Source organism: Bradyrhizobium sp. BRP22 (assembly GCF_020194175.1).
Lineage (GTDB): Bacteria > Pseudomonadota > Alphaproteobacteria > Rhizobiales > Xanthobacteraceae > Bradyrhizobium.
This window is the reverse complement of record NZ_JADYVX010000039.1, coordinates 13,671-35,600: the sequence shown is the minus strand read 5'-3', so window position 1 is coordinate 35,600 and position 21,930 is coordinate 13,671. Positions and strand designations below refer to the sequence as shown.

At 65.4% G+C, this 21,930-nt stretch carries 17 protein-coding genes; 4 read left to right on the top strand and 13 right to left on the bottom strand.

The window, feature by feature from the left end:
- Positions 1–278: 278 nt before the first annotated feature.
- Positions 279–608, bottom strand: a complete 330-nt coding sequence (locus tag I6F35_RS32895; RefSeq protein WP_225121799.1) for an H-NS histone family protein — start codon at positions 606–608, stop codon at positions 279–281.
- Positions 609–1,165: 557 nt separating this feature from the next.
- Between I6F35_RS32895 and I6F35_RS32890 the strand changes: the two genes are divergently transcribed.
- On the top strand, positions 1,166–2,053 hold the full coding sequence (locus tag I6F35_RS32890) for a 50S ribosomal protein L11 methyltransferase (protein WP_225121798.1): 888 nt from the start codon (positions 1,166–1,168) through the stop codon (positions 2,051–2,053).
- 22 nt (positions 2,054–2,075) lie between these two features.
- Here I6F35_RS32890 and I6F35_RS32885 read toward each other — a convergent pair whose 3' ends face one another.
- A complete protein-coding gene (locus tag I6F35_RS32885; RefSeq protein ID WP_225121797.1) occupies positions 2,076–2,258 on the bottom strand; it encodes a hypothetical protein in 183 nt (60 codons plus the stop codon).
- A 191-nt stretch (positions 2,259–2,449) separates the two neighbouring features.
- On the opposite strand from I6F35_RS32885, the gene I6F35_RS32880 reads away from it, so the two are divergent.
- The gene (locus I6F35_RS32880) at positions 2,450–4,279 is read left to right on the top strand and encodes an aminopeptidase P family protein (protein WP_225121796.1); all 1,830 of its coding nucleotides are present in this window, start codon (positions 2,450–2,452) and stop codon (positions 4,277–4,279) included.
- 244 nt (positions 4,280–4,523) lie between these two features.
- Positions 4,524–5,804 (top strand): multidrug effflux MFS transporter, encoded by a 1,281-nt coding sequence (locus I6F35_RS32875; RefSeq protein WP_225121795.1) that lies wholly within the window; start codon positions 4,524–4,526, stop codon positions 5,802–5,804.
- Between the two features lie 106 nt (positions 5,805–5,910).
- Here the strand turns inward: I6F35_RS32875 and ligA are convergent, their stop codons facing one another.
- Positions 5,911–8,058 (bottom strand): NAD-dependent DNA ligase LigA, encoded by a 2,148-nt coding sequence (gene ligA, locus I6F35_RS32870; protein WP_225121794.1) that lies wholly within the window; start codon positions 8,056–8,058, stop codon positions 5,911–5,913.
- A gap of 78 nt (positions 8,059–8,136) precedes the next feature.
- Between ligA and I6F35_RS32865 the strand changes: the two genes are divergently transcribed.
- The gene (locus tag I6F35_RS32865) at positions 8,137–8,424 is read left to right on the top strand and encodes a GIY-YIG nuclease family protein (RefSeq protein ID WP_225121793.1); all 288 of its coding nucleotides are present in this window, start codon (positions 8,137–8,139) and stop codon (positions 8,422–8,424) included.
- Between the two features lie 94 nt (positions 8,425–8,518).
- Here the strand turns inward: I6F35_RS32865 and recN are convergent, their stop codons facing one another.
- The 10 genes from recN to murG all read right to left on the bottom strand — a co-directional run bounded on the left by recN (position 8,519) and on the right by murG (position 21,925).
- Positions 8,519–10,192 carry a DNA repair protein RecN gene (recN, locus tag I6F35_RS32860; RefSeq protein WP_225121792.1) on the bottom strand — a complete coding sequence of 558 codons (1,674 nt, stop codon included), beginning with the start codon at positions 10,190–10,192 and terminating at the stop codon, positions 8,519–8,521.
- A 13-nt stretch (positions 10,193–10,205) separates the two neighbouring features.
- A complete protein-coding gene (locus tag I6F35_RS32855) occupies positions 10,206–11,042 on the bottom strand; it encodes an outer membrane protein assembly factor BamD (protein WP_225121791.1) in 837 nt (278 codons plus the stop codon).
- Between the two features lie 410 nt (positions 11,043–11,452).
- Positions 11,453–12,412 carry a UDP-3-O-acyl-N-acetylglucosamine deacetylase gene (lpxC, locus tag I6F35_RS32850; RefSeq protein ID WP_225121790.1) on the bottom strand — a complete coding sequence of 320 codons (960 nt, stop codon included), beginning with the start codon at positions 12,410–12,412 and terminating at the stop codon, positions 11,453–11,455.
- Between the two features lie 351 nt (positions 12,413–12,763).
- A complete protein-coding gene (ftsZ, locus tag I6F35_RS32845) occupies positions 12,764–14,560 on the bottom strand; it encodes a cell division protein FtsZ (protein ID WP_225121789.1) in 1,797 nt (598 codons plus the stop codon).
- A 90-nt stretch (positions 14,561–14,650) separates the two neighbouring features.
- Positions 14,651–15,970, bottom strand: a complete 1,320-nt coding sequence (gene ftsA / locus I6F35_RS32840) for a cell division protein FtsA (protein ID WP_225121788.1) — start codon at positions 15,968–15,970, stop codon at positions 14,651–14,653.
- A complete protein-coding gene (locus tag I6F35_RS32835) occupies positions 15,967–16,959 on the bottom strand; it encodes a cell division protein FtsQ/DivIB (protein WP_225121787.1) in 993 nt (330 codons plus the stop codon). The genes ftsA and I6F35_RS32835 overlap by 4 nt, the downstream gene beginning before the upstream one ends.
- A gap of 330 nt (positions 16,960–17,289) precedes the next feature.
- Positions 17,290–18,276, bottom strand: a complete 987-nt coding sequence (locus I6F35_RS32830; RefSeq protein ID WP_225121786.1) for a D-alanine--D-alanine ligase — start codon at positions 18,274–18,276, stop codon at positions 17,290–17,292.
- A 106-nt stretch (positions 18,277–18,382) separates the two neighbouring features.
- Positions 18,383–19,264: a UDP-N-acetylmuramate dehydrogenase gene (gene murB / locus I6F35_RS32825; RefSeq protein ID WP_225121828.1), complete on the bottom strand. Its 882-nt coding sequence runs from the start codon at positions 19,262–19,264 to the stop codon at positions 18,383–18,385.
- A gap of 43 nt (positions 19,265–19,307) precedes the next feature.
- Positions 19,308–20,711: a UDP-N-acetylmuramate--L-alanine ligase gene (gene murC / locus I6F35_RS32820; RefSeq protein WP_225121785.1), complete on the bottom strand. Its 1,404-nt coding sequence runs from the start codon at positions 20,709–20,711 to the stop codon at positions 19,308–19,310.
- Positions 20,712–20,824: 113 nt separating this feature from the next.
- On the bottom strand, positions 20,825–21,925 hold the full coding sequence (gene murG, locus I6F35_RS32815; protein WP_225121784.1) for an undecaprenyldiphospho-muramoylpentapeptide beta-N-acetylglucosaminyltransferase: 1,101 nt from the start codon (positions 21,923–21,925) through the stop codon (positions 20,825–20,827).
- Positions 21,926–21,930 lie beyond the last annotated feature (5 nt).

Genomic DNA, 21,930 nt, shown 5'->3' with positions numbered 1-21,930 from the left:
GGACTCCCTCCCCCGGTTGGGGGTGAGGGTCTCTCCACAACGGGACTGTCCATGGTTGGAATTGCGCGCGGTTCTGGCGCATGCGGGTCACATCGATAATCCCTCGGTCGAGACACCCTCACCCCAACCCTCTCCCGCAAGCGGGAGAGGGAGCGCAACGTCGATCTAGTGGAGAACCCTGTTGAAAACCCCGGCATTCCCGGCTGGCAAGTTCTCCATGGCAGGCGTGCAACGCACCGGAGCGCGAACGTGTCGGGAACGGCGATGAGCGATCCTGATCAACGCCGCTTGCGGCCGGGCCGACTGATGAGAAAATCGTCGAGCTTGGAGCCGGCGCCAAGTCGCTTTGCGAGCCATCGCGGCTGCTTGCCGCGACCCGACCACGTCTCTCCCGGGTTTTTCGGGTTCCGATATTTAGGCAGAACTTTTGGATAAGGGCGACGGCTGCGATCCGATTTCGCCGCCTGGCCGGGCGCCTGCAACTTGCGCAGCCGGTCCTCGAGCGTGGCTTTCTCGGTGACTATTCTTTGCGTCAGTTCGGCCGCTACTTGTTCGTGGAGCGCCCACAGGTCATCTGTGGACATGGATCGGAAGCTGTCGCTTTTCATCGAGTTGCGCCCAAGGAATCAGAACAGAGCGCACTTACCAAGCGCACCGGACGCAAACAAGCGCTCTCAGCGCATTCGTTACGGAGAACGGCTCCGGTTCAAGTCTTCGAGGCATCGAACTCGGGCATTCAGGCGGCTGCGATGAAATCCCGTCCTCTGCCTTCGCGACCTTCTGGAGGACGTTTCGCGTCGTCTGGCAAGCGCCCTTGTCTCGGCCTCGCGCACCTGTCTTCGAAGGTCGTGAAGTTCAGCAATGCGTTGGGCCATCAGCTTGAGGCTCTTGCGAAGAATTGCAGCCCATGCCCTTTTGCAACCACTCATTACAACTCCTGGAAAAAACTACCATAAATTTAAGCAAAACAACGGGTTGCATCATGCATCGTCCTCATGAACTTTCAATTATGGGAAAACTACGGAGTTTTGGCGGGGAGCCGGTTCCACTGTCTCGGGAAACCGCAGCTTCGCGAAGGCTCCCTACTGACTTGCTCGAATCCAAAATGGTAAGGCGATCGTCGTTGACGCTGAAGTTCCGGATGAAGTCGAAACGGTTACCCTGAATGCTTCCCAAGCCCACCCATCGTGCCGGCCTCGTGCTTGCCGACGAAGACACCGCCAGACGGCTGGTCGACGCACTGACCGAGATATTCTTCGAAGGCGAGACGGCGATCGCCGCATTCGAGCGGCCGGACGGGCGCTGGGAGGTGACCGCGCATTTTGCCGATGCGCCGGACCAGGCGCTGATGCGCGAGCTCGTCGCCAATGCGGCCGGCGAGGACCTTGCAAACACCATCGCCTTCGACACCGTCGAGGCCAAGGACTGGGTCAAGGCCAGCCTCGAGGATCTCGTCCCGGTCCCGGCGGGACGCTTCGTCGTGCACGGCCAGCACGACCGCACCCGGGTGCCGCCGAACAAGCTCGGCATCGAGATCGAAGCCGCGCTGGCCTTCGGCACCGGCCATCACGGCACCACGCGCGGCTGCCTGCTGCTGCTCGATCATGTGCTGAAAACGCGTCGTCCGCGCCGCGTGCTCGATCTCGGCACCGGCACCGGCGTGCTGGCGATCGCCGCGGCCAAGGCGCTGCACGGCGCGGTGCTGGCGAGCGATATCGATCCGCCATCGGTCAACGTCGCGCGCGAGAATGCCGAGCTGAACGAGACCGGACGCCGCGTGACGACGATCCGCGCCACCGGCTTCTCGGCGCCGCAATTTTCCGAGCACGGTCCGTTCGACCTCGTGCTCGCGAACATCCTCGCCAATCCGCTGCGGCAACTCGCGAGCCCGATGGCACGGCATCTCGCGCCTTCAGCGCTCGTGATCCTGTCGGGGCTTTTGACGCATCAGGCACCGAGTGTGATCGCAGCCTACCGCGCGCGCGGACTGGTGCCATTACGGCATCTGAGAATCGAGGGATGGAGCAGCCTGCTGCTGCGCCTCACGCGTTAGGCTGATCGAGACGCTGATCGGATCACTTTTCCGGTTTGCTGCGCAGGGCCGCCTCGGCCTTCTCCGCCTTCAGTCGGCGCTTGACGCGCCGCTCGACGAAGCGATCCAGGATCTGGACGATGACACCGCGCTGCTTCTGTTCGATGGGAGCAATCGGGCCGCGGCGCACCGGCGGCGAAATCTTCTCAAAGCTAAAGGCAGGCATTGTGTATCCCCTCGCCGTTGAGTTGAAACACTCCTGGAAGCCTCCCCGGGCATCGTTATCGAACGGCTTGCCTTGAAAACCGTTCCGTCTTTTCTAAACCTGCGAGACAGTATTGAAGCATAACTTATGCCAAATTGTGGCGATATCCGCTTCGATTGCGGACGTGTCCACACAGCCATAAAGTGACGACCATGTTCGAGGCCCATTTCCAGACGTTCGAAGAACCCGAAGGCGGCGTGGCGCTGACGGCGCGGCTGGCCGCGTTTCGCGAGGAATTGGCGCGGCGCAAGCTGACCGGCTTCGTCATTCCGCGCGCCGACCAGCAGCAGAATGAATATGTCGCGCCATCCGAGGAGCGACTGGCCTGGCTGACCGGCTTCACCGGATCGGCGGGACTTGCGATCGTGCTGATGCGGGAAGCCGCTCTGTTCGTGGATGGGCGCTACACGCTGCAGGCGGGCAAGCAGGTCGACCCGAAGGCCTGGCAAATCCAGCCGCTGGTCGATCCGCCGCCGGAATACTGGCTGACAAAACATCTTTCCGCCGGCGACCGCCTCGGATTTGACCCGTGGCTGCACACTTCCGCGGCAGCCGAGCGTCTCGCGGCGGCATGCGCCAAGGCCGGCGCCGAATTGGTCGCGGTCGACAGCAACCCGATCGATGCGATCTGGTCCGAGCGCCCGCACCCGCCGCTCGGGCCGGTCTCCATCCACGGCCGGCAATTCGCCGGCGAAGCCGAGGCCGAGAAACTCGAGCGGATCAGGGATGAGATCAACAAGCTTGGCGTCGACGCGCTGGTGCTGTCGGACAGCCACGCGGTGGCCTGGACCTTCAACATCCGCGGCGCCGACGTCTCGCATACGCCGCTGCCGCTCTCGTATGCGCTGGTGCCGAGAGAGGGCCGGCCGACGGTGTTCATCGATCACCGGAAGCTTTCGAACCGCACGCGCGACCATCTCGAGCAATCGGCCGATGTCAAGGAGCCGGACCGGCTGACGTTGAAGCTGACCGAGCTCGCGCAGCGCGGCGCCTCGATCGCGCTCGACACTGCGACCGCCGCCGACGCGCTGAACCGCCTGATCACCACCGCCGGCGGCAGGCCGGTGCGCGGCAACGATCCGGTGAGCCTGTTGAAAGCGGTGAAGAATGCCGCGGAGATCCAGGGCACGCGAAGTGCGCATCAGCGCGACGCGGTGGCGCTGGCGCGCTTCCTCGCCTGGATCGGCCGCGAGGCGCCCCTGGGCAAGCTTACCGAGATCGACACTGTCGAGGCGCTGGAGACCTTCCGTCGCGAGACCGGGGCGCTGAAGGACGTCTCATTCCCGACCATCGCGGGCACCGGGCCGAACGGCGCCATCGTGCACTACCGCGTCACCCGCAAGAGCAACCGCCGGATCGTATCGGGCGATCTCCTGCTGATCGATTCCGGCGCGCAATATGAGGACGGCACCACCGACGTTACCCGCACCATTGCGATCGGCGAGCCGACAGCGGAGATGCGCGACCGCTTCACGCGGGTGCTGCGCGGCCATATCGCGATCGCGCGCGCGGTGTTTCCCGACGGCACCACCGGCGCGCAGCTCGACACGCTGGCGCGGCAATATCTGTGGCAGGCCGGCATCGATTTCGAGCACGGCACCGGCCATGGCGTCGGCAGCTATCTCTCCGTGCATGAGGGGCCGGCGCGAATCTCAAAGCTCGGCATCACGCCGCTGAAGCGCGGCATGATCCTCTCCAACGAACCCGGCTACTACAAGACCGACGCTTACGGCATCCGGATCGAGAACCTCGAGCTCGTGATCGGCGTCGAGATATCAGGCGCGGAAAAGCCGATGAACGCCTTCGAGACGCTGACGCTGGCGCCGATCGATCGCCGGCTGGTCGATGCGACGATGCTGAGCGAGGCGGAGCTGAACTGGCTCAACGACTATCATGCCCGCGTCAAGACCGAGGTACGTCCGCACCTCGACGATGACGCCACGAAGCTGTGGCTTGATGAGGCAACGGCGTCGCTGAAGTAGGCATCCGCCCTCGCCGTCATTCCCCGCGAAGGCGGGGAATCCAGTAAACGCTAACATCGCCGCATATCACTCCAGCCTCTGGGATACTGGATCATCCGCCTTCGCGGATGATGACGGCGGCGTACGTGGCAATATCAGCGGCAGGTGACCGCCTCCCGGAATCGGCATAGCCGCATGCCGAAACATCCGTATTCGCGTTTGCACTTCACGCTACATTGCGCCTCTCGAAAGGATGCGAACCTGAATGCATGGCGTGATGGGCAAGCCGCCCAACGCGGCGACGGACAAGAGCATCGCGACGTCGAAGCTCATGTTGCTGTTGCTCGTCGCGATGACCGGCGTGGCGCCGATCTCCCTCTATATGCTGGTGCCGGCGCTGCCGGTGCTGGCGGCGACCTTCGACCGCGACATTTCGATCGCGCAGATGACGGTGTCGCTGTTCATGGTCGGCATCGCCTGCTCGCAGCTCCTCATGGGCCCGCTGTCGGACAGGTTCGGGCGGCGGCCGGTGTTGCTCACCGGCCTCGGCCTGATGGTCGTGGCGGGCATCGGAAGCATCTTCGCGGAAACCCTGCCGCAATTGATCGCGGCGCGCTTCTTCCAGGCGCTCGGCGGAGCCAGCGGCATGGTGGTGAGCCGCGCCATCATCCGCGATCTCTATAGCCGCGACCGCGTCGGCGCCATGATCAGCCTGGTGATCGCGGTGATGATGATCGCGCAGATGCTGAGCCCGCTCACCGGCGGCCTGTTGGAGACCGCGTTCGGCTGGCGTGCGATCTTCTACGCGATCACTGCGGGCTCGCTCGCGGTGGCCGTCGGCATCGCGCTGGCGCTGCCGGAGACGCGCCGCGTCCGCAGCGAGGGCAGCAATTTTCGCGGCGATGTCGGCAAGCTCATCAGGAGCCGCGCCTTCATCGGCTATGTGCTGTGCCAGGTGCTGGCCTCGCAGATCATCTTCACCTTCGCCGGCGGCGGGCCCTACATCGTGGTGACCCAGATGGGACGCACCAGCGCCGAATATGGCGCGTGGTTCGCGACCACGGGCTTCGCTTATCTGGTCGGCAACCTGCTCTGCGTGCGCTTCGCGCCGCGTCACTCGCTGGAACAACTGATCTGGTTCGGGCTCGCGCTGCAACTCGGCGGCAGTCTCTTGAACCTTGCCTTCAGCCTCACCGGGGTCAACCAGGCCCCGCTCTGGCTGTTCGGCACCCAGATGATCGTGATGGCGGGCAATGCCTTCGTGATGGCGAACTCGGCGGCCGGCGCCATCAGCGTCCGCCCCGAAGCCGCCGGCACCGCCTCCGGCGCGATGGGCTTCCTGCAGCAGGGCGTCGGCTCGCTGGTATCGCAGTTCGGCGCCTATCTCGGCGGCCATTCCACCACCACGCTGCCGCTGACGGCCGCGATCCTCATCATCTCGATCGCATGCGCCTCGAGCATGATCTTTCTGGTGCCGCGGCGGAAGACGGTGGTGAGCGAGGAGATGATCGAGGAAGCGGAAGAGGACGAGGCGGGGGTGATGTGACCATGCTTGCCCGTCATTCCGGGGCGATGCGAAGCATCGAACCCGGAATCTCGAGATTCCGGGTCTGGTCCTTCGGACCATCCCGGAATGACGACGGAGAGCAAACTCACTCCCCGATCAGCTTCAGCCACTCGTCCTCCGTCAGCACCGCCACGCCGTGCTTCTTGGCTTCCGCGAGCTTCGATCCGGCGCCGGGACCTGCGACCACGTAGTCCGTCTTCTTCGACACCGAGCTCGCCGCCTTCGCGCCCAAGCGCTCGGCGGTCGCCTTGGCCTCGTCGCGCGTCATCTTCTCCAGCGAACCGGTGAAGACGACAGTCTTGCCGGCAACTGCCGAATTGCTCTTCGGCTTTTCGGTGTCGATGATCTCGTCGAGCTCCTTGACCAGCCGCTCGACGATGCCGCGGTTGTGGCTCTCGCCGAAATAGGCAGCGACGCTCTTGATCACGGTGTCGCCGATCTGGTCGAGCGCATCCATCTCCGCCATCGCCTCTTCGTCACCCTTGGCGACGCGCAGACAGGCATCGTGGAACGCCTCCCACGAGCCATAGCCGCGCGCCAGCGCCAGCGCCGTGGTCTCGCCGACATGGCGCATGCCGAGGGCGTAGATGAAGCGCTCGAGCGCGATCCGGCGCCGGTTCTCGATTGCACCGAACAGGTTGCGCACCGAGGTTTGGCCGTAACCCTCGATCTCCTCGAGCTTGAGCTTCTGGTTGCGCTTCGGCAGGGTGAAGATATCGGCGGGCTCCCGCACCCATTCCTTGTCGAAGAAGAATGCGAGCTGCTTGTCGCCGAGCCCGTCAATGTCGAAGGCGCGGCGCGAGACGAACAGTTTCAGATGCTCGATCTTCTGGAACGGACAGGCGAACTCGCCGGTGCAGCGGGCGCGCGCGCCCTCCTCGCCGGTCGCGGTCTCCTCGCGCACCACGTCGGTATGCAGCGGGCACGGGCACTTCTTCGGGAAATGAAATTCTTTCGCATTCTTCGGCCGCTTGTCGATGACGACGTCGACCACCTGCGGGATCACGTCACCGGCGCGCTGGATCACGACGGTGTCGCCGATCCTGATGTCGCGTCCTTCGCGGAGCTGCTCGCCGTGACCGCCGACGCCCTTGATGTAATCCTCATTGTGCAGCGTGACGTTCTGCACGATGACGCCGCCGACGCCGACCGGCTCGAGCTTGCCGACCGGCGTGAACGAGCCGGTGCGCCCGACCTGGATCTCGATGTCGCGCAGCACGGTCATCGCGCGCTCGGCCGGGAATTTGTGCGCGATTGCCCAGCGCGGCGTGCGCGACACGAAGCCGAGCCGCTCCTGCCAATCGATTCGATCGACCTTGTAGACGACGCCGTCGATGTCGTAATCGAGCTCGGCGCGCTGTTCCTCGATCTTGTGATGGAAGGCCAGCAACTCGTCGAGCGAGTGGCAGAGCTTCGTCAGCGGATTGGTCTTGAAGCCGCAGCGCTCGAACCAGTGGATCATGCCGGTCTGCGTGTTCTCCGGCATCGGGCTCATCTGGCCCCAGGCATAGGCGAAGAAGCCGAGCGGCCGCGAGGCGGTGATGCTCGGATCCTTCTGACGCAGCGAACCGGCGGCCGAATTGCGCGGATTGGCGAAGACGGTGTCGCCGGCGGCCTTCTGGCGCTCGTTGAGTGCGAGGAATGCCTTCTTCGTCATGTAGACTTCGCCGCGCACCTCGCAAACCTCGGGCACGTTGCGGCCCTTCAGCTTCTGCGGAACGTCCTCGAGCGTCCGGATGTTGGCGGTGACGTCTTCGCCCACGGCGCCATCGCCGCGGGTCGCCGCGGTGACAAGCTCGCCGCCCTCGTAGCGCAGTGACATCGAGAGGCCATCGATCTTCGGCTCGGCGGAGAAATCGATCTTGTCGTCCGGCAATTTCAGAAACCGCGTGATGCGGCCGATGAAATCGAGCACGTCCTGCTCGGCAAACGCGTTGTCGAGCGACAGCATCGGCAACGAATGCCGCACTTTCCGGAAGCGGCCCGACGGCGCCGCGCCGACCTTTTGCGATGGCGAATCCGCGGTGACGAATTCGGGAAAGCGCTTCTCGATCGCATTGAACCGTTGCCGCAGCGCGTCATATTCGGCGTCGCTGACGGTGGGCGCATCTTCCTGATAGTAGCGCCTGTCATGCGCCTCGAGTTCGAGCGCAAGCCGCGTATGCTCGACCTTGGCCTGCGCCTTGGTGAGCTTGTCGACGCCGGGAAGCGCGGCTTTCTTGGATTTCGCCATCGTGCACGTTATTGTTCGTCGTTCCGGGATGGTCCGAAGGACCAGACCCGGAACCTCGAGATTGTGGGCGCGGCTGTCATGGCTTACTACGTCTATATCCTGGCGAGCCGGAAGGATGGAGCAATCTACGTCGGAGTGACCAACGATCTCGTGCGCCGGGTCTACGAGCACCGCATCAAGGCGGTCCCCGGCTTCACTTCCAAATATAATATCACACGGCTGGTGTGGTTCGAAATCTATCACGATCCGATCTCCGCGATCTCGCGCGAGAAAGAGCTCAAGAAGTGGAAGCGGGACTGGAAAGTCCAGTTGATCGAGGCCCAGAACGCGAAGTGGGACGATCTGTACGAGTCGATCTGTAACTAATCCCCATCATTCCGGGGCGGTCAGTTAGGACCGAACCCGGAATCTCGAGATTCCGGGTTCGATGCTTCGCATTGCCCCGGAATGACGGAGAGAGTTACGCGGTGGCTGCGCGCAGCAGCCGCTCCGCTGCCGCGCGCGCTTCGGCGGTGATTTCGGCGCCGGCGAGCATGCGGGCGATTTCCTCGCGGCGGTGGTCGGCGGCGAGCGCGTTGACGCGGGTGGCGACGCGCTTGCCCTTGTCGAGCGCATCCTTGGAAATGAGCAGATGCTGGCTGGCGCGGGCTGCGACCTGCGGCGCATGCGTCACCGCCATCACCTGCACCTTGTCGGCAAGCCGCGACAGCCGCGCGCCGATCGCGTCCGCCACGGCGCCGCCAACGCCGGTATCGATCTCGTCGAACACCAGCGTCGGCGCCGAGCCGCGGTCGGACAGCACGACCTTCAGCGCCAGCAGGAAGCGCGACAGCTCGCCGCCGGATGCGACCTTCATCAGCGGCCCCGGCTTTGTCCCCGGATTGGTCTGCACCCAGAACTCGACGCGGTCGATGCCTTCCGGCCCCGGAGAGGCCGCATCGCTCTCGACCTGGGTCATGAATCTCGCGCGTTCGAGTTTCAGCGGCGCCAGTTCGGCGTTGACGGCCTTGTTGAGCTTTTCAGCGGATTTGGTCCGCGCCGCCGACAGCTTCGTTGCCGCCGCGCCGTAGCGCTGGTCTGCTTCCGCCGCCATGGCTTCGAGCTTTTTCAACTGATCGGCGCCAGCATCGATCAGCGCGACGTCGGCGGCATATTTGCTGGCGAGCGCGGCCAGTCCATCGACCGGGGTGGCATATTTGCGCGAGGCGGCACGCAGTGCGAACAGACGCTCCTCGATGCGCTCGAGTTCGGCCGGATCGAAATCAGCCGCCGCAAGCGCAGCATTGAGATGCTGATCGGCCTCTTCAAGCGTGTTGATGGCGGCATCGATCGCCTTCACCGCGGGCTCGACCAGCGCCGGCGAGCTGGCTGCGCGACGCTCCAGGCGGCGTACGGCGGCCGACAGCGCGGCAATGGGAGAATGCGGGCCGGAGATCGCCTCCTGCGCTTCGCGCAAGTCCGTTGCGATCTTCTCGCCCTGCATCATGGTGGTGCGGCGATTGGCGAGCTCGGTCTCCTCGCCCTCCTTCGGCGCCAGCGTTTTCAGTTCCTGCGAGGCATGGCGCAGATAGTCGGCCTCGCGCGCGGCGCGCTCCATGCCGGCGCGGTGCTGCTCCAGCGCGGCGTTGGCGCCGCGCCGTGCCTCCCAGAGCGTTTCCAGCGCCGCCACGTCCTTCTCGAGCCCGGCAAAGGCGTCAAGCAGGCGCCGGTGGGTCGAGGCGTCGACCAGAGCGCGCTCGTCATGCTGGCCGTGGATTTCGACCAGCGCGGCGCCGACCGCCTTCAGGGTCTGCACACTGATCGCCTGGTCGTTGATGAAGGCGCGGGTGCGACCGTCGGCGAGCTGCACGCGGCGCAGGATCATCTCGCCGGTGTCGTCGAGCCCGTTATCGGCCAGGAGTTTTGCCGCGGGATGGTTCTTCGGCACGTCGAAGGTGGCGGTCACCTGCCCCTGCTCGGCGCCGTGCCGCACCAGGCCGGCATCGCCGCGGCCGCCGAGGGCGAGCGCGAATGCGTCGAGCAGGATCGATTTGCCCGCGCCGGTTTCGCCGGTCAGGACCGCAAGGCCACGGGAGAATTCGATATCGAGTCGTTCGATCAGGACGATGTCGCGGATCGACAGACGCGCCAGCATGCGAGGACTATTCCTAGCCGAGACCCATCTTCTTGAAGGTCCTGCTGATCCAGGAACCCTGATTCTCGCTCGGCTCGAGACCGCCGGACTTTACTAAATTATAGGCGTCCTTGTACCAGCGGCTGTCAGGAAAATTATGCCCGAGCACGGCGGCGGCGGTCTGCGCCTCGCTCGGGATGCCGATCGCCATATAGGCCTCGGTGAGCCGCGCCAGCGCCTCCTCGACATGGCGCGTGGTCTGATACTGGGTGACCACGGTCTTGAAACGGTTGATCGCGGCGGTGAAGTCGCGCCGCTCCATGTAGTAGCGGCCGACATTCATCTCGCGGCCGGCGAGCTGGTCACGCGCGCCTTCGAGCTTGGCCTTGGCGGAGGTCGCATATTCGGAGGTCGGATATTTGCGGACCACCTCTTCCAGCGCCGCGATCGCCTTCTCGGTGCGGGTCTGGTCGCGCGTGACGTCCGGGATCTGATCGTAATGCGAGGCCGCGATCAGGTATTGCGCGTAGGCTGCGTCCGGGCTGCCGGGATGCAGCGTGACGTAACGGGTGGCGGCGCCGATGCAGCTATCGTAATCGCCTTGCTGGTAGGAGGAATAGGCCGACATCAGGAGCGATTTGCGCGCCCAATCCGAATAGGGGTGCTGACGGTCCACCTCCTCGAACTTCTTCGTGGCCGCGCGCGTATCCTTGCGCTGGTTCATCAAGTACAAGCCCTCATTGTAGAGCTTGTCGGCGGGCTCTTCGACGAAGGTATCGTCCTTCGCCATGAACTTGTCCCACAGCGGACCGGTGCCGCAGCCACCCAGCGGCAGCGCCAGGACGATCAGGCCCGCGGCCAGCCGCAGCAACGACGCCCATCCGGCGCGGCCGGCGGATCGGGTGCATGATTCGTGCGTGCTACGCGGTACCGGCATGAATGTAAGAACCTGGCGCCTTGAAAGCGGTTGATGGCGATCTGTCCACGAACGAGGCCATGGACCGAAATTTTTCCCGTGCCTGTGCTGCCCCGTGCAACCGCAGGCCTGTCTAGCCGAAAAACGACCCTGGACCAACCGAATACGGAGCCATTCCGCCCGGATTAAGGCGGTCCGGAGACGGTCCACCATCAGGCGTGGTTACTACGGAAATTGCTAGAAAATGCTAACGGCTAGAGCGTTTTCGAGCGAAGTGGACACCGGTTCGCGTGAAGAAAACGCGTCAAAACAAGAATCTAGAGCTTCGGTTCTGATTCAATCAGAACCGAAAATGCTCTAGCGCTTCAGGACACGTCCGGACCGTAGGCGGGAGCGATCAGACCGCCGACGGTGCTACTGCCGACCTCGGCAACGTTGCGGGAACGGCGCGCGGTTTCCGATTCGACCACCCGCCAGGCGCTGCGGTCGGACAGCAGCGCGGTCAGCGCCGCATGGTTTAGCTTGTGGCCGCCGCGAACCGAGCGGTAGGCGCCCAGGATCGGCAGGCCGGCCAGCGCGAGATCGCCGACCACGTCCAGCACCTTGTGGCGGACGCATTCGTCGCGGAAGCGCAGGCCTTCGGCGTTGAGCAGGCGGGTCTCGTCGAATACCACCGAGTTCTCGAAGGACGCGCCGAGCGCGAAACCCGCGCTCCACAGCCGCGCCACGTCGTTCATGCAACCGAAGGTGCGGGCGCGCGAAATCTCGCGGCGGAAGCTCTCGGCGGACAGATCGAAGCAATAGCTCTGGCGACCGATCAAGGGATTGGCGAAATCGATCTCGACCTCGGCGCGGAAACCGCCGGCAAACGGGCGGAACTCACCGACGCAATCGCCGATCGCGACCTGCACCGGCTTCAGCACCTGGATGAAGCGGCGGGCAGCGGATTGGGTGACGATACCGGCCTGATCGACCGCGGCGACAAAGGCCGCAGCGCTGCCATCCATGATCGGCACTTCCGGACCGTCGATTTCGATGGTGGCGTTGTCGATGCCCATGCCCCGCAGCGTCGCGAGCACGTGTTCGGCGGTCGATACCAGCGGCCCCTCGCGGTCACCCAGCACCGTCGCGAACTCGGTCGCGATCACGGCGTCGGCGGTGGCATGAACCTCGCGATCGGCCCCCTCGAGACCGGTGCGGATAAAAATATAGCCCGCGTCGACGGGAGCCGGTCCAATGGTGAGGCTGACCGGTAAACCGGAGTGAACGCCGACGCCCGTCACGGTGGCTTGCGACCGAAGCGTTGTTTGACGGCTCAATTTCATCCGATATGCGCCCAACTACCCGATGTAACCCAAACGAGACGGCCTTACTTCCCCAACCGACTCGCTTAGGCATCCCCAAAGTTTGGACAGACCATAGTCACTGCCCCTGAGCGTACAACTCACGCTTCTTTACCGATTGTTACCCCATCTCCGCCGCAATCGCGCCAAGGCTTAACCAAATTGCGGATTGGCCGGACACCCTTTCGGCACCATGACAAAGCCACGGAATACCTGATTAATCATTTAATTTCAGTTACTTGCCCGCCGAGACGTGACGGTCAACTGCGTTAAAGCAAAGAGCCCCGACGGGTTCCGCCGGGGCTCTTTGGCTGGTCAGGATTGTAACAAAGCTCAGTTCGCCTGCCGGCGCAGGAACGCCGGGATATCAAGATGATCGTCTCCCTGTGGCGCCGGCGCAACAGGTGCCGGCCGACCATGGGCATCCAGCCCCTGCGGCGCCGGGCGTTTCGCATACTCCGATACCGGCTCATTCGCCGCGATCTGCTGGGCCACGCTGCGCTGCTGCTTGCGCTCCGGCAGCGGCGGCATGGCCGGACCGGAGGCGCGGGCTGCGACCGGCGGCTCGCTCTCCTCGTCCCGGCGGCCGAGGCCAACATTGGCGAGCCGCTGCAGCAGCGACAGCCGGGTCTTCTGCGGATGTTCCCCTTCGGCTTCGCCGCGGGCCTGGCGAATCTCGGCCTGGGCCGGCATCGGCAGGTCCTCGAACTTCGGCATCCGCGGCGCGCGCACCGGCGGCCGCTCGGCGGTCGGCGGGATGAAGGTTTCCGGCGTCGCCGGCTCATGGGTCTCGACCTTGGTCGCTTCCGGATCGGGGAACAGGGTCGGCTTCTGCGCGATCGGACGGACGGTGACGTCGCCATAGGACGCCGGCTGCATCGGCGCGGCCTGCTGTTCCGGCGAGACGGCGGCGGCGATGGCGGCGAGCGCGGCACGCTCGACGCTGCCCTGCTGGCGCAGCGGAGGCGGCGCGGCAGGCGCGGGTGCCGGCGCCGGGTGCGGAGCCATCGGCGCGCCACCGGGAGCTTCCAGCTTGTGGGCGCGCTCGGCCAGGCGCTGGTTGTCGGCGCGCAGCCGCGCGGTCAGATCGGCGAGCCGGCTCTCGGGCGAACCGTTGCCGGCGGGCGCGGCGGCGGGAGCCGCAGCGGCGTTGCGCGCGATCGCGGCCTGCTCGATGCCGGTCGCAACCACCGAAACGCGGATGATGCCGTCGAGCGTCTCGTCGAAGGTGGCGCCGACGATGATGTTGGCGTCGGGGTCGACCTCCTCGCGGATGCGGGTGGCGGCCTCGTCGACTTCGAACAGCGTCAGGTCCTTGCCGCCGGTGATCGAGATCAGGAGGCCCCTGGCGCCCTTCATCGAGGAATCGTCGATCAGCGGATTGGCGATCGCGGCCTCGGCGGCGGTGAGCGCGCGCTTCTCACCGGTCGCCTCGCCCGTGCCCATCATCGCCTTGCCCATCTCACGCATCACGGCGCGGACATCGGCGAAGTCGAGGTTGATCAGGCCTTCCTTGACCATCAGGTCGGTGATGCAGGCCACGCCCGAGTAGAGCACCTGGTCGGCCATCGCAAAGGCGTCGGCGAAGGTGGTCTTCTCATTGGCGACCCGGAACAGGTTCTGGTTCGGGATGATCAAGAGCGTGTCGACCACCTTGTGCAGCTCGGCGATACCGTTCTCGGCGGTGCGCATGCGGCGCTGGCCTTCGAAGTGGAACGGCTTGGTCACCACACCGACGGTGAGGATACCCATCTCGCGCGCGGTCTTGGCGATCACGGGAGCAGCGCCGGTGCCGGTGCCGCCGCCCATGCCGGCGGTGACGAACACCATGTTGGCGCCGGAGAGGTGGTCGCGGAGCTCGTCGATGACCTCCTGCGCGGCGGCGGCGCCGACATCCGGCTGCGAGCCGGCGCCGAGGCCCTGGGTCACCTGCGTGCCCATCTGGACGATGCGCTGCGCCTTCGACATGGTCAGCGCCTGCGCGTCCGTATTGGCGACGACGAAATCGACGCCCTGCAGCCCGGCGGTGATCATGTTGTTGACGGCATTGCCGCCGGCGCCACCGACGCCGAAGACGGTGATCCGCGGTTTCAGCTCGCTGATGTCAGGAGGGGTCAGATTGAGTGCCATGGTTGCCTCTCGATTACGCGCGCGCGTAGGTTCGCCCCGGCCTGCGGCCGCGGGAGCTGGTGAAAATCCTGTGGGCCTTAAGCGTGGTCATCAGAAGCCCTCGCGAAGCCATCGTCCGACCTTTCCGAAATAACCGTCAGTCCCTGTCTTGAGCTGCCGCGTGTGCCGCGGTTCGACATGTTCAAGGTGAGCGTATTGCGGATAGACCAGAAGCCCGGTGGGCACCGCGAACGACGGTCCCTTGGCCTCGTTGGGCAGACGGCCGAAGCCGAGCGGACGGCCGATCCGCACCGGCCGGTTGAGAATGCGGGTGGCGAGTTCGATCATGCCGGTGAGCTGCGAGGCGCCGCCGCTCAAGACGACCCGCGCCCTCGGCTCTGCCGCAAACGGGGAAGCCTTGAGCCGGTCCCGGACCATCTCAAAAATCTCCTCGGCGCGATGCCGGACAATGTTCGCAATCGTGGCGCGGGAGACGATCTGCGGGGTGTCGCGCTCGTCGCCGGCGGTCGGGACCGACATCAGCTCGCGCGCATCCGAGCCGCCGGTCAGCACGGTGCCGTATAAAGTCTTGATTCGCTCGGCGTCCGCAATGCATGCGCCGATGCCGCGCGCAAGATCCATCGTGATGTGTTGCCCGCCGAGCGCAAAACCCGAGGCATGCACGAAGCGTCCGGCGGAATAGGTCGCGATCGTGGTCGAGCCGGCGCCCATCTCGACCACGGCCGCGCCGAGATCGGCTTCGTCATCCGTGAGCACGGAGAGGCCGGCGACATAGGGGCTCGCCGCCATCGCCTCGACATTGAGGTGGCAACGCTCGACCACCAGCATCAGGTTCTTGGCGACGGTGGCATCCGCCGTGACGACATTCATGTCGACACCGAACTGGCGCGCCACCATGCCGCGCGGATCGCGGATGCCTTTGACGCCGTCGAGCGCGTAGCCGACCGGCAGCGCGTGCAGCACGGTCCGCCCGTGGGCGGTCGCGTGGATCATGCCCGCCGTGGTGACGCGGCTGATATCGGCTTCCGTCACCGAGCCGCCGCGAATGTCCGCGGCAGCCTCGACGAGCTGGCCCGCGGGCCGGCCGCCGGCGACCGGCAGTAGCACCGACTCGACTCGGACCTTGGCCATGCGTTCGGCCAGCGCCACCGCGTGACGCACCGCCTTTTCGCATTCGGCGAGATCGACCACCGCGCCGGCCTTCACGCCGCGCGACTGGATCTGGCTGTAGCCGATCAGCTCCACCGCGTGGGTGCGGCCGCGCAGGGCCTCGCTCGGCGGCGACGGCTTCAGCCGCGCGATCATGCAGGCGATCTTGCTGGTGCCGATATCGAGCGAAGCCACCAGCGCGGTGCGCTTGTGGGCCATCGGGCGCGTCTTCGGCGTCAGATTGCGATCGAGGACGGTCATGCGTCGCCGCCCTTCTTCTTCGACTTCTTGTCCTTGAACAACTCTTCGCGCGCCTTTGCCGCTTCCTCGGACAGTTGCACCGTCAGCCTGTCAGGCAGGCGCATGTCGACGGCGACGATGTCGCGCGAGAACAGCCGGTCTTCCTTGTCGAGCCTGGAGAGCGCGGCGAGCGCGTTGCCGACATCGTTCTCGGGCAGGCGGATGTCGAGCCCGTCCTTGAGCCGCAAATTCCAGCGCCGTTCGCCGACGAAGATCGCGGCCTTGGTCACCGAGCGCACCTGCGGATAGCGGTCGAGCAGCGCCAGGAAGTCCTTCGCCCTCGTCTCGGCGCCCTTGCCGACCACCAGCGGCAGCGTGAGGAAGCGGCGCGACACGTAGGGCTCGAGCACTGCGCCATCATCCGCGACCACGGACAGGCGCCCATCCTGCTGCCACAGCGCGAAAGCCTTGCGCTCGACGATGTCGATCTGGAGCTGGCCCGGATAAAGCTTCAGGATCGTCGCGTCGGCGATCCAGGGATTGGCCTTCAGCCGATCGCGCACCGTCGCAGCATCCAGGAACAACAGCGAGGAGCGGCCGTTGACGCCGCCGATCGCGAGCACCTCGTCCTGGCTCAACTGCTTGCGTCCGTTGATGACCACGGTGGTGATCCGGAAGCCGGCCGAATTGGCCAGCGCATTGCGCGCATCCGAAAGACCCGTGATGAACTCATCGACATGGCCGCCCTTGACGATGCCGAGGCCGGCGCTGCCGAGCAGGATGAAGACGGTGGCAGCAAGACCGATGCGGCGCGGCAGATAGCGCTCGACCAGCACGACGAAACGGCTGGGCGGATCGCGGTCGATGATCACCGGCGGGGCGCGGCGGGCAGCACGACGGCGGGCAAAATACTCGCGCAGCAGCACCGCCGCTCCAATAGCGGCTGCCTTCAGGTCAGCTTCGGGCCTCAGCGATCGCAGTGATCGGGCGAGGCGGCCTGCACCATCCATTGCACGAGCTCGTCAAACCTTATGCCCGCAACACGTTTGCGGGTCCTGGCGCACACGACGTCTCGGTGATGCCGGCCTGGGTGTCGAAGCCAGTAAGAAAGGCCCCCTGTCCCTCGTACGCGTGTCGAAGTGAAGTTCCCGCGACAGCTCACGCCCGGCAGCCAAGCGCCATATGCGCCGCCGGCGTTAACCTTCGGACTTCCTGGTAAACAAAAGGTAAAATTGGTTAACGCGAGATGCGTTTTGATGAGCAATGTGCGCAGTTTGCAGCGCATTCGTTAGGATTTTAGCCATCCCCGGGGTTCCGATTCGGTATGGAACCCGCCGGAACTACTTATGCGCGCGTCGCTTGGCCAGTTCGATCTGATCGTTAAGAAAGTCGACAAACTCGATACCCTGCGCCTTCAGGGCCTTCGGATAGAGCGAGGCCTTGGTCAGCCCCGGCAGAGTATTGGTTTCCAGATAGATCGGGCCCTTGGCGGACACGATGAAGTCGCTGCGGGAATAGCCGGTGCAGGACAATGCACGGTGGGCGCGGAGCGCCAGATCCATGATCGCGGCACTGATGTCCGGCGCAAAGCGCCCGGGGCAGATCTCCTGGGTCGACTTCAGCAAATATTTCGCCGTGTAGTCGAAGGCGCCCTCGCCCGGCACGATCTCGATCGGCGGCAGTGAAAGGATCGAGCCATCGGACCGCTCCAACACGCCGCAGGTTGCCTCCACGCCCGCAATGAACGGCTCGATCAGATATTCCTCCGTCGTGGCAGCGTTGCGGACCGCAACGATGTCCTGCTTCGCATTGACGAAGATCAGGCCGTAGCTCGATCCGTCGCGTGCAGGCTTGGCGATCAGCTTGCCGTATTCGGCGAAGGCCGCGTCGATATCGTCCAGGGCGATGCCGCCCGGCGCCGGCACGCCGGCAATCGCGGCAAAGCGCTTCGCCGCGACCTTGTCGAAGGCGAGATGCGAGGCGGCTGAGCCCGAACCGGTGAAGGGCACGCCGCGCACCTCGCACATCGCCTGCAATTCGCCGTTCTCCGCACGCCCCCCATGCAGACCGAGCACCAGCACGCGATCCTCGCGGGCAGCCTGGTCGAGCGCCTGCGCGAGCGGGATGCCGCGCGTGCCGGGCCTGAACTCGTCCTCAAAGGGCCTGGCATGTTCCAGAAGCTGCTCGGACCGCACGACGTGGACATTGTCAGCCACGTCCCAGAACCAGAGATCGGCCTCGGGCAGAGCCTGGTGCAGCGCCTGCGCGCTTGCGACCGATACGAGACGTTCCTTGTTGCTGCCGCCGAAGAGAATGGTCGTTCGCATGAGTTCTTCCGCCGATCCCCGCATCCGTCATTCCGGGATGGTCCGAAGGACCAGACCCGGAATCTCGAGATTCCGGGTTCGCGCTTCGCGCGCCCCGGAATGACGACTATAGCGGAATCCCGATTCGCTTGATTTCCCAGTGTAGCTCGATTCCCGACGTCTCTTTCACCCGCTGCCGCACGGTTTCGCCGAGCGTCTCGATATCGTGCCCGGTGGCGTCGCCGGTGTTGATCAGGAAATTGCAGTGCATCTCCGAGACCTGGGCGCCGCCAACGCGCAAGCCGCGGCAGCCGGCGGCATCGATCAATTTCCAGGCGCTGTTGCCCGGCGGGTTCTTGAAGGTCGAGCCGCCGGTCTTCTCGCGAATCGGCTGGGCGGTCTCGCGGTGGGTCTGCACCTCGTTCATGCGCGCGCGGATCGCCTCGCTTGCGGTGATGCTGCCGCGAAAGCGCGCGGAGGTGAAGATGATCGAGGGATCGACGCCGCTGCTCCGATAGACGAATTTCATCCCGGCGTTGGTGAATGTGTGTCTGGTGCCGTCGCGGCCGATGCCGGTGGCATCCAGCAGCACATCCTTGGTCTCGCCGCCGTTGGCGCCCGCATTCATGCGCAGCGCACCGCCGACCGTGCCGGGGATGCCGAAGAAAAATTCCAGGCCGCCAATGTTCGCGCCCGCCGCCGTCTCGGCCACGCGCTTGTCGAGCGCCGCGGCGCCGGCGGTGACGATATCGCCTTCGGCTCTGGTCTCGCCGAACGCGCGCGGTGCAAGGCGAATCACGACGCCCGGCATGCCGCCGTCACGGACGATCAGGTTGGAGCCGACGCCGACGACATAGACCGGCAGTTCGTTCGGCAAGCGCGCCAGGAAGTAAGCGAGATCGTCTTCATCCGCCGGCGTGAACAGCACCTGCGCCGGCCCGCCGACGCGGAACCAGGTCAATTCCGCCAGCGATTGATTCGCCAGCAGCCGTCCCCGCAGCTCCGGCATCGCGGCTTTCAGCTCCAGCGTGATGTCGGGGAAACCGGCCACGCTAGCCCAGCGCCTTCAATTCGCCGGGCAATGCGTAGGCCCATTGTGTGATGTTGCCGGCGCCGAGACACACGACGAGATCGCCGGGTTTGGCAAGGCCGCGGACGATCTTGGCAAGCTCGCCGGCGTTCGGCAGCGGGATCACCTCGCGATGGCCGTGCGCGCGCAGGCCGAGCACGAAATGATCGCGATCGATGCCCGGGATCGGCGCCTCGCCTGCCGGGTAGACCTCGGCGACGACGACCGCGTCGGCATCGTTGAAGCAGGTGCAGAATTCCTCGAACAGCGACTGCAGGCGGGTGAAACGATGCGGCTGCACCACGGCGATGATCCTGCCTTGATAGGACTCGCGCGCCGCTTTCAGCACGGCCGCGATCTCGACGGGATGGTGGCCGTAATCGTCGATCACGGTGACGCCGTTCCACTCGCCGGTCCTGGTGAAGCGCCGCTTCACGCCGCCAAAGCCTGCGATGGCCTTGCGGATCGCGTCGTCGGAAATCCCGAGCTCATGCGCAACCGCGATTGCCGCGGTGGCGTTCAACGCATTGTGGCGGCCCGGCATCGGCAGCACGATATCCGATATCTCGTGCGTGACACCGGTCTTGCGGTTGCGGAAGGCGACGTTGAACTTGGAGCCGCCGGGAATCGGCTGGAGGTCGACCAGCCGCGCATCGGCCTGCGGATTCTGGCCGTAGGTGATGATGCGGCGGTCCTCGATGCGGCCGACGATCGTCTGCACGGTCGCGTGGTCGATGCACATCACTGCGAAGCCGTAGAACGGCACGTTCTCGACGAAGGCGCGGAATGCATCCTGCACAGCTTCGAAGGTCTTGAAGTGATCGAGATGCTCGGGGTCGACATTGGTGACGATGGCGACGTCGGTCGGCAGCTTCAGAAAGGTGCCGTCGCTCTCATCGGCTTCCACCACCATCCAGTCGCCGGCGCCGAGGCGCGCATTGGTGCCATAGGCATTGATGATGCCGCCATTGATCACGGTCGGATCGAGATCGCCGGCATCGAGCAGGGCTGCGACCATCGAGGTGGTCGTGGTCTTGCCGTGGGTGCCGGCGATCGCGACGCAGCTCTTCAGCCGCATCAGTTCCGCCAGCATCTCCGCGCGGCGCACCACGGGAATTCGGTGCGCACGCGCCGCCATCAGCTCCGGATTGTCGCGCTTGATCGCGGTCGAGACCACGACGACGTCGGCGCCGGTGATGTTCTCGGCCTTATGACCGACAGAGACGGTGATCCCCTTTTCCCGCAGCCGCGTGACATTGCCGTTCTCGGAAGCGTCGGAGCCCTGCACGGTGTAGCCGAGATTGCAGAGCACCTCGGCGATGCCGCTCATGCCGATGCCGCCGATCCCGATGAAATGGATAGGTCCGATCTCGCGCGGCAGTCTCATGCGGTGTTCCTCGACGTCATCGTCCGCGAAGGCAGCGATTCATATCAACTGCGCGGTTTACTGGATGCCCCGCTTTCGCGGGGCATGACAAGGGCAATTTTGCACGCGGCCGCCTAGATTCCGGCCACTTTCACCACCAGATCGGCCAGCCGCTCGGCGGCGTCCAGCCGGCCGACGCCGCGCGCTGCAGCGGCCATCGCCGTCAATTTCGCCGGTTCGGCGGCGAAAGCGGAGATTTCCGCGGCCAAACGATCGTGCGTGAATTCCGCCTGCGGAATCCGCAAGCCCCCGCCGGCCTGCGACAGCACACCGGCATTGGCGAACTGGTCCTGGTCGATCGCGCCGGGCAGCGGCACCAGGATCGAGGGCCGCCCGATGGCGGCGAGCTCGGCGACGGTGCCGGCACCGGAGCGCGAGATCACGAGATGGCTGGCGGCGAGTTTTGCCGGCAGGTCGCTGAAGAACGGCGCGAGCTCGACATTGATCTTGAGCCGGTCATAGACCGCGCGCACCCGGGCCATGTCCTCCTCCCGCACCTGCTGGGTGAGGATCAGGCGGCTCCACAGCGCCGGCTCGAGCTTCTCGATCGCGCCGGGCACGATGTCGCTCATCACCCGCGCACCCTGGCTGCCGCCGACCACCAGCAGGCGCAGCGGCCCGTTCGGTTCCGGCGTGGCAAACGGCACCGCGGCGGCCGCGAGAATCGCGGGCCGCATCGGCGTGCCGACGGTGGTGGTCTTGCCGGCCAGCGCCGGATCGCGATCGAGCACGCCGGGCAGCGAGGTCGCGATCGCATTGACGCGGCCGGAGAGGAAGCGGTTGGCGCGACCGAGCACCGCGTTGGCGTCATGGATGATGCCGGGCACGCCGAGCAAGCGCGCGGCGAGCAGCGGCGGCACGGTGGGGTAGCCGCCGAACCCGACCACCGCAGCCGGCTTCAGCCGGCGCACCAGATTGGCGGCAACCGCGAGGCCATAGCCAAGCATGATCGCGGTGCGGGCGAGCGCGACCGGATTGCGGCCGCGCACCGTCTCGCTCGGCACCACGTCGATATTTTCCTTGGAGAACAGTCCGCTGTAGCGCAGCGCGCGGGCGTCGGTGGCGAGCCGCACGCGCAGGCCGCGTTTGATCAGTTCCACGCCGAGCGCTTCGGCGGGGAACAAATGGCCGCCGGTGCCGCCGGCAGCCAGCAGGATGAGGGGCGCGTTATCCATGGCTG

What these genes read in the sequence shown, in the direction of transcription:
- I6F35_RS32895 (WP_225121799.1), bottom strand. Translation starts at nt 608, where the DNA reads ATGAAAAGCGACAGCTTCCGATCCATGTCCACAGATGACCTGTGGGCG.
- I6F35_RS32890 (WP_225121798.1), top strand. Translation starts at nt 1,166, where the DNA reads ATGCTTCCCAAGCCCACCCATCGTGCCGGCCTCGTGCTTGCCGACGAA.
- I6F35_RS32885 (WP_225121797.1), bottom strand. Translation starts at nt 2,258, where the DNA reads ATGCCTGCCTTTAGCTTTGAGAAGATTTCGCCGCCGGTGCGCCGCGGC.
- I6F35_RS32880 (WP_225121796.1), top strand. Translation starts at nt 2,450, where the DNA reads ATGTTCGAGGCCCATTTCCAGACGTTCGAAGAACCCGAAGGCGGCGTG.
- I6F35_RS32875 (WP_225121795.1), top strand. Translation starts at nt 4,524, where the DNA reads ATGCATGGCGTGATGGGCAAGCCGCCCAACGCGGCGACGGACAAGAGC.
- ligA (WP_225121794.1), bottom strand. Translation starts at nt 8,058, where the DNA reads ATGGCGAAATCCAAGAAAGCCGCGCTTCCCGGCGTCGACAAGCTCACC.
- I6F35_RS32865 (WP_225121793.1), top strand. Translation starts at nt 8,137, where the DNA reads ATGGCTTACTACGTCTATATCCTGGCGAGCCGGAAGGATGGAGCAATC.
- recN (WP_225121792.1), bottom strand. Translation starts at nt 10,192, where the DNA reads ATGCTGGCGCGTCTGTCGATCCGCGACATCGTCCTGATCGAACGACTC.
- lpxC (WP_225121790.1), bottom strand. Translation starts at nt 12,412, where the DNA reads ATGAAATTGAGCCGTCAAACAACGCTTCGGTCGCAAGCCACCGTGACG.
- ftsZ (WP_225121789.1), bottom strand. Translation starts at nt 14,560, where the DNA reads ATGGCACTCAATCTGACCCCTCCTGACATCAGCGAGCTGAAACCGCGG.
- ftsA (WP_225121788.1), bottom strand. Translation starts at nt 15,970, where the DNA reads ATGACCGTCCTCGATCGCAATCTGACGCCGAAGACGCGCCCGATGGCC.
- I6F35_RS32835 (WP_225121787.1), bottom strand. Translation starts at nt 16,959, where the DNA reads ATGGATGGTGCAGGCCGCCTCGCCCGATCACTGCGATCGCTGAGGCCC.
- I6F35_RS32830 (WP_225121786.1), bottom strand. Translation starts at nt 18,276, where the DNA reads ATGCGAACGACCATTCTCTTCGGCGGCAGCAACAAGGAACGTCTCGTA.
- murB (WP_225121828.1), bottom strand. Translation starts at nt 19,264, where the DNA reads ATGCCGGAGCTGCGGGGACGGCTGCTGGCGAATCAATCGCTGGCGGAA.
- murC (WP_225121785.1), bottom strand. Translation starts at nt 20,711, where the DNA reads ATGAGACTGCCGCGCGAGATCGGACCTATCCATTTCATCGGGATCGGC.
- murG (WP_225121784.1), bottom strand. Translation starts at nt 21,925, where the DNA reads ATGGATAACGCGCCCCTCATCCTGCTGGCTGCCGGCGGCACCGGCGGC.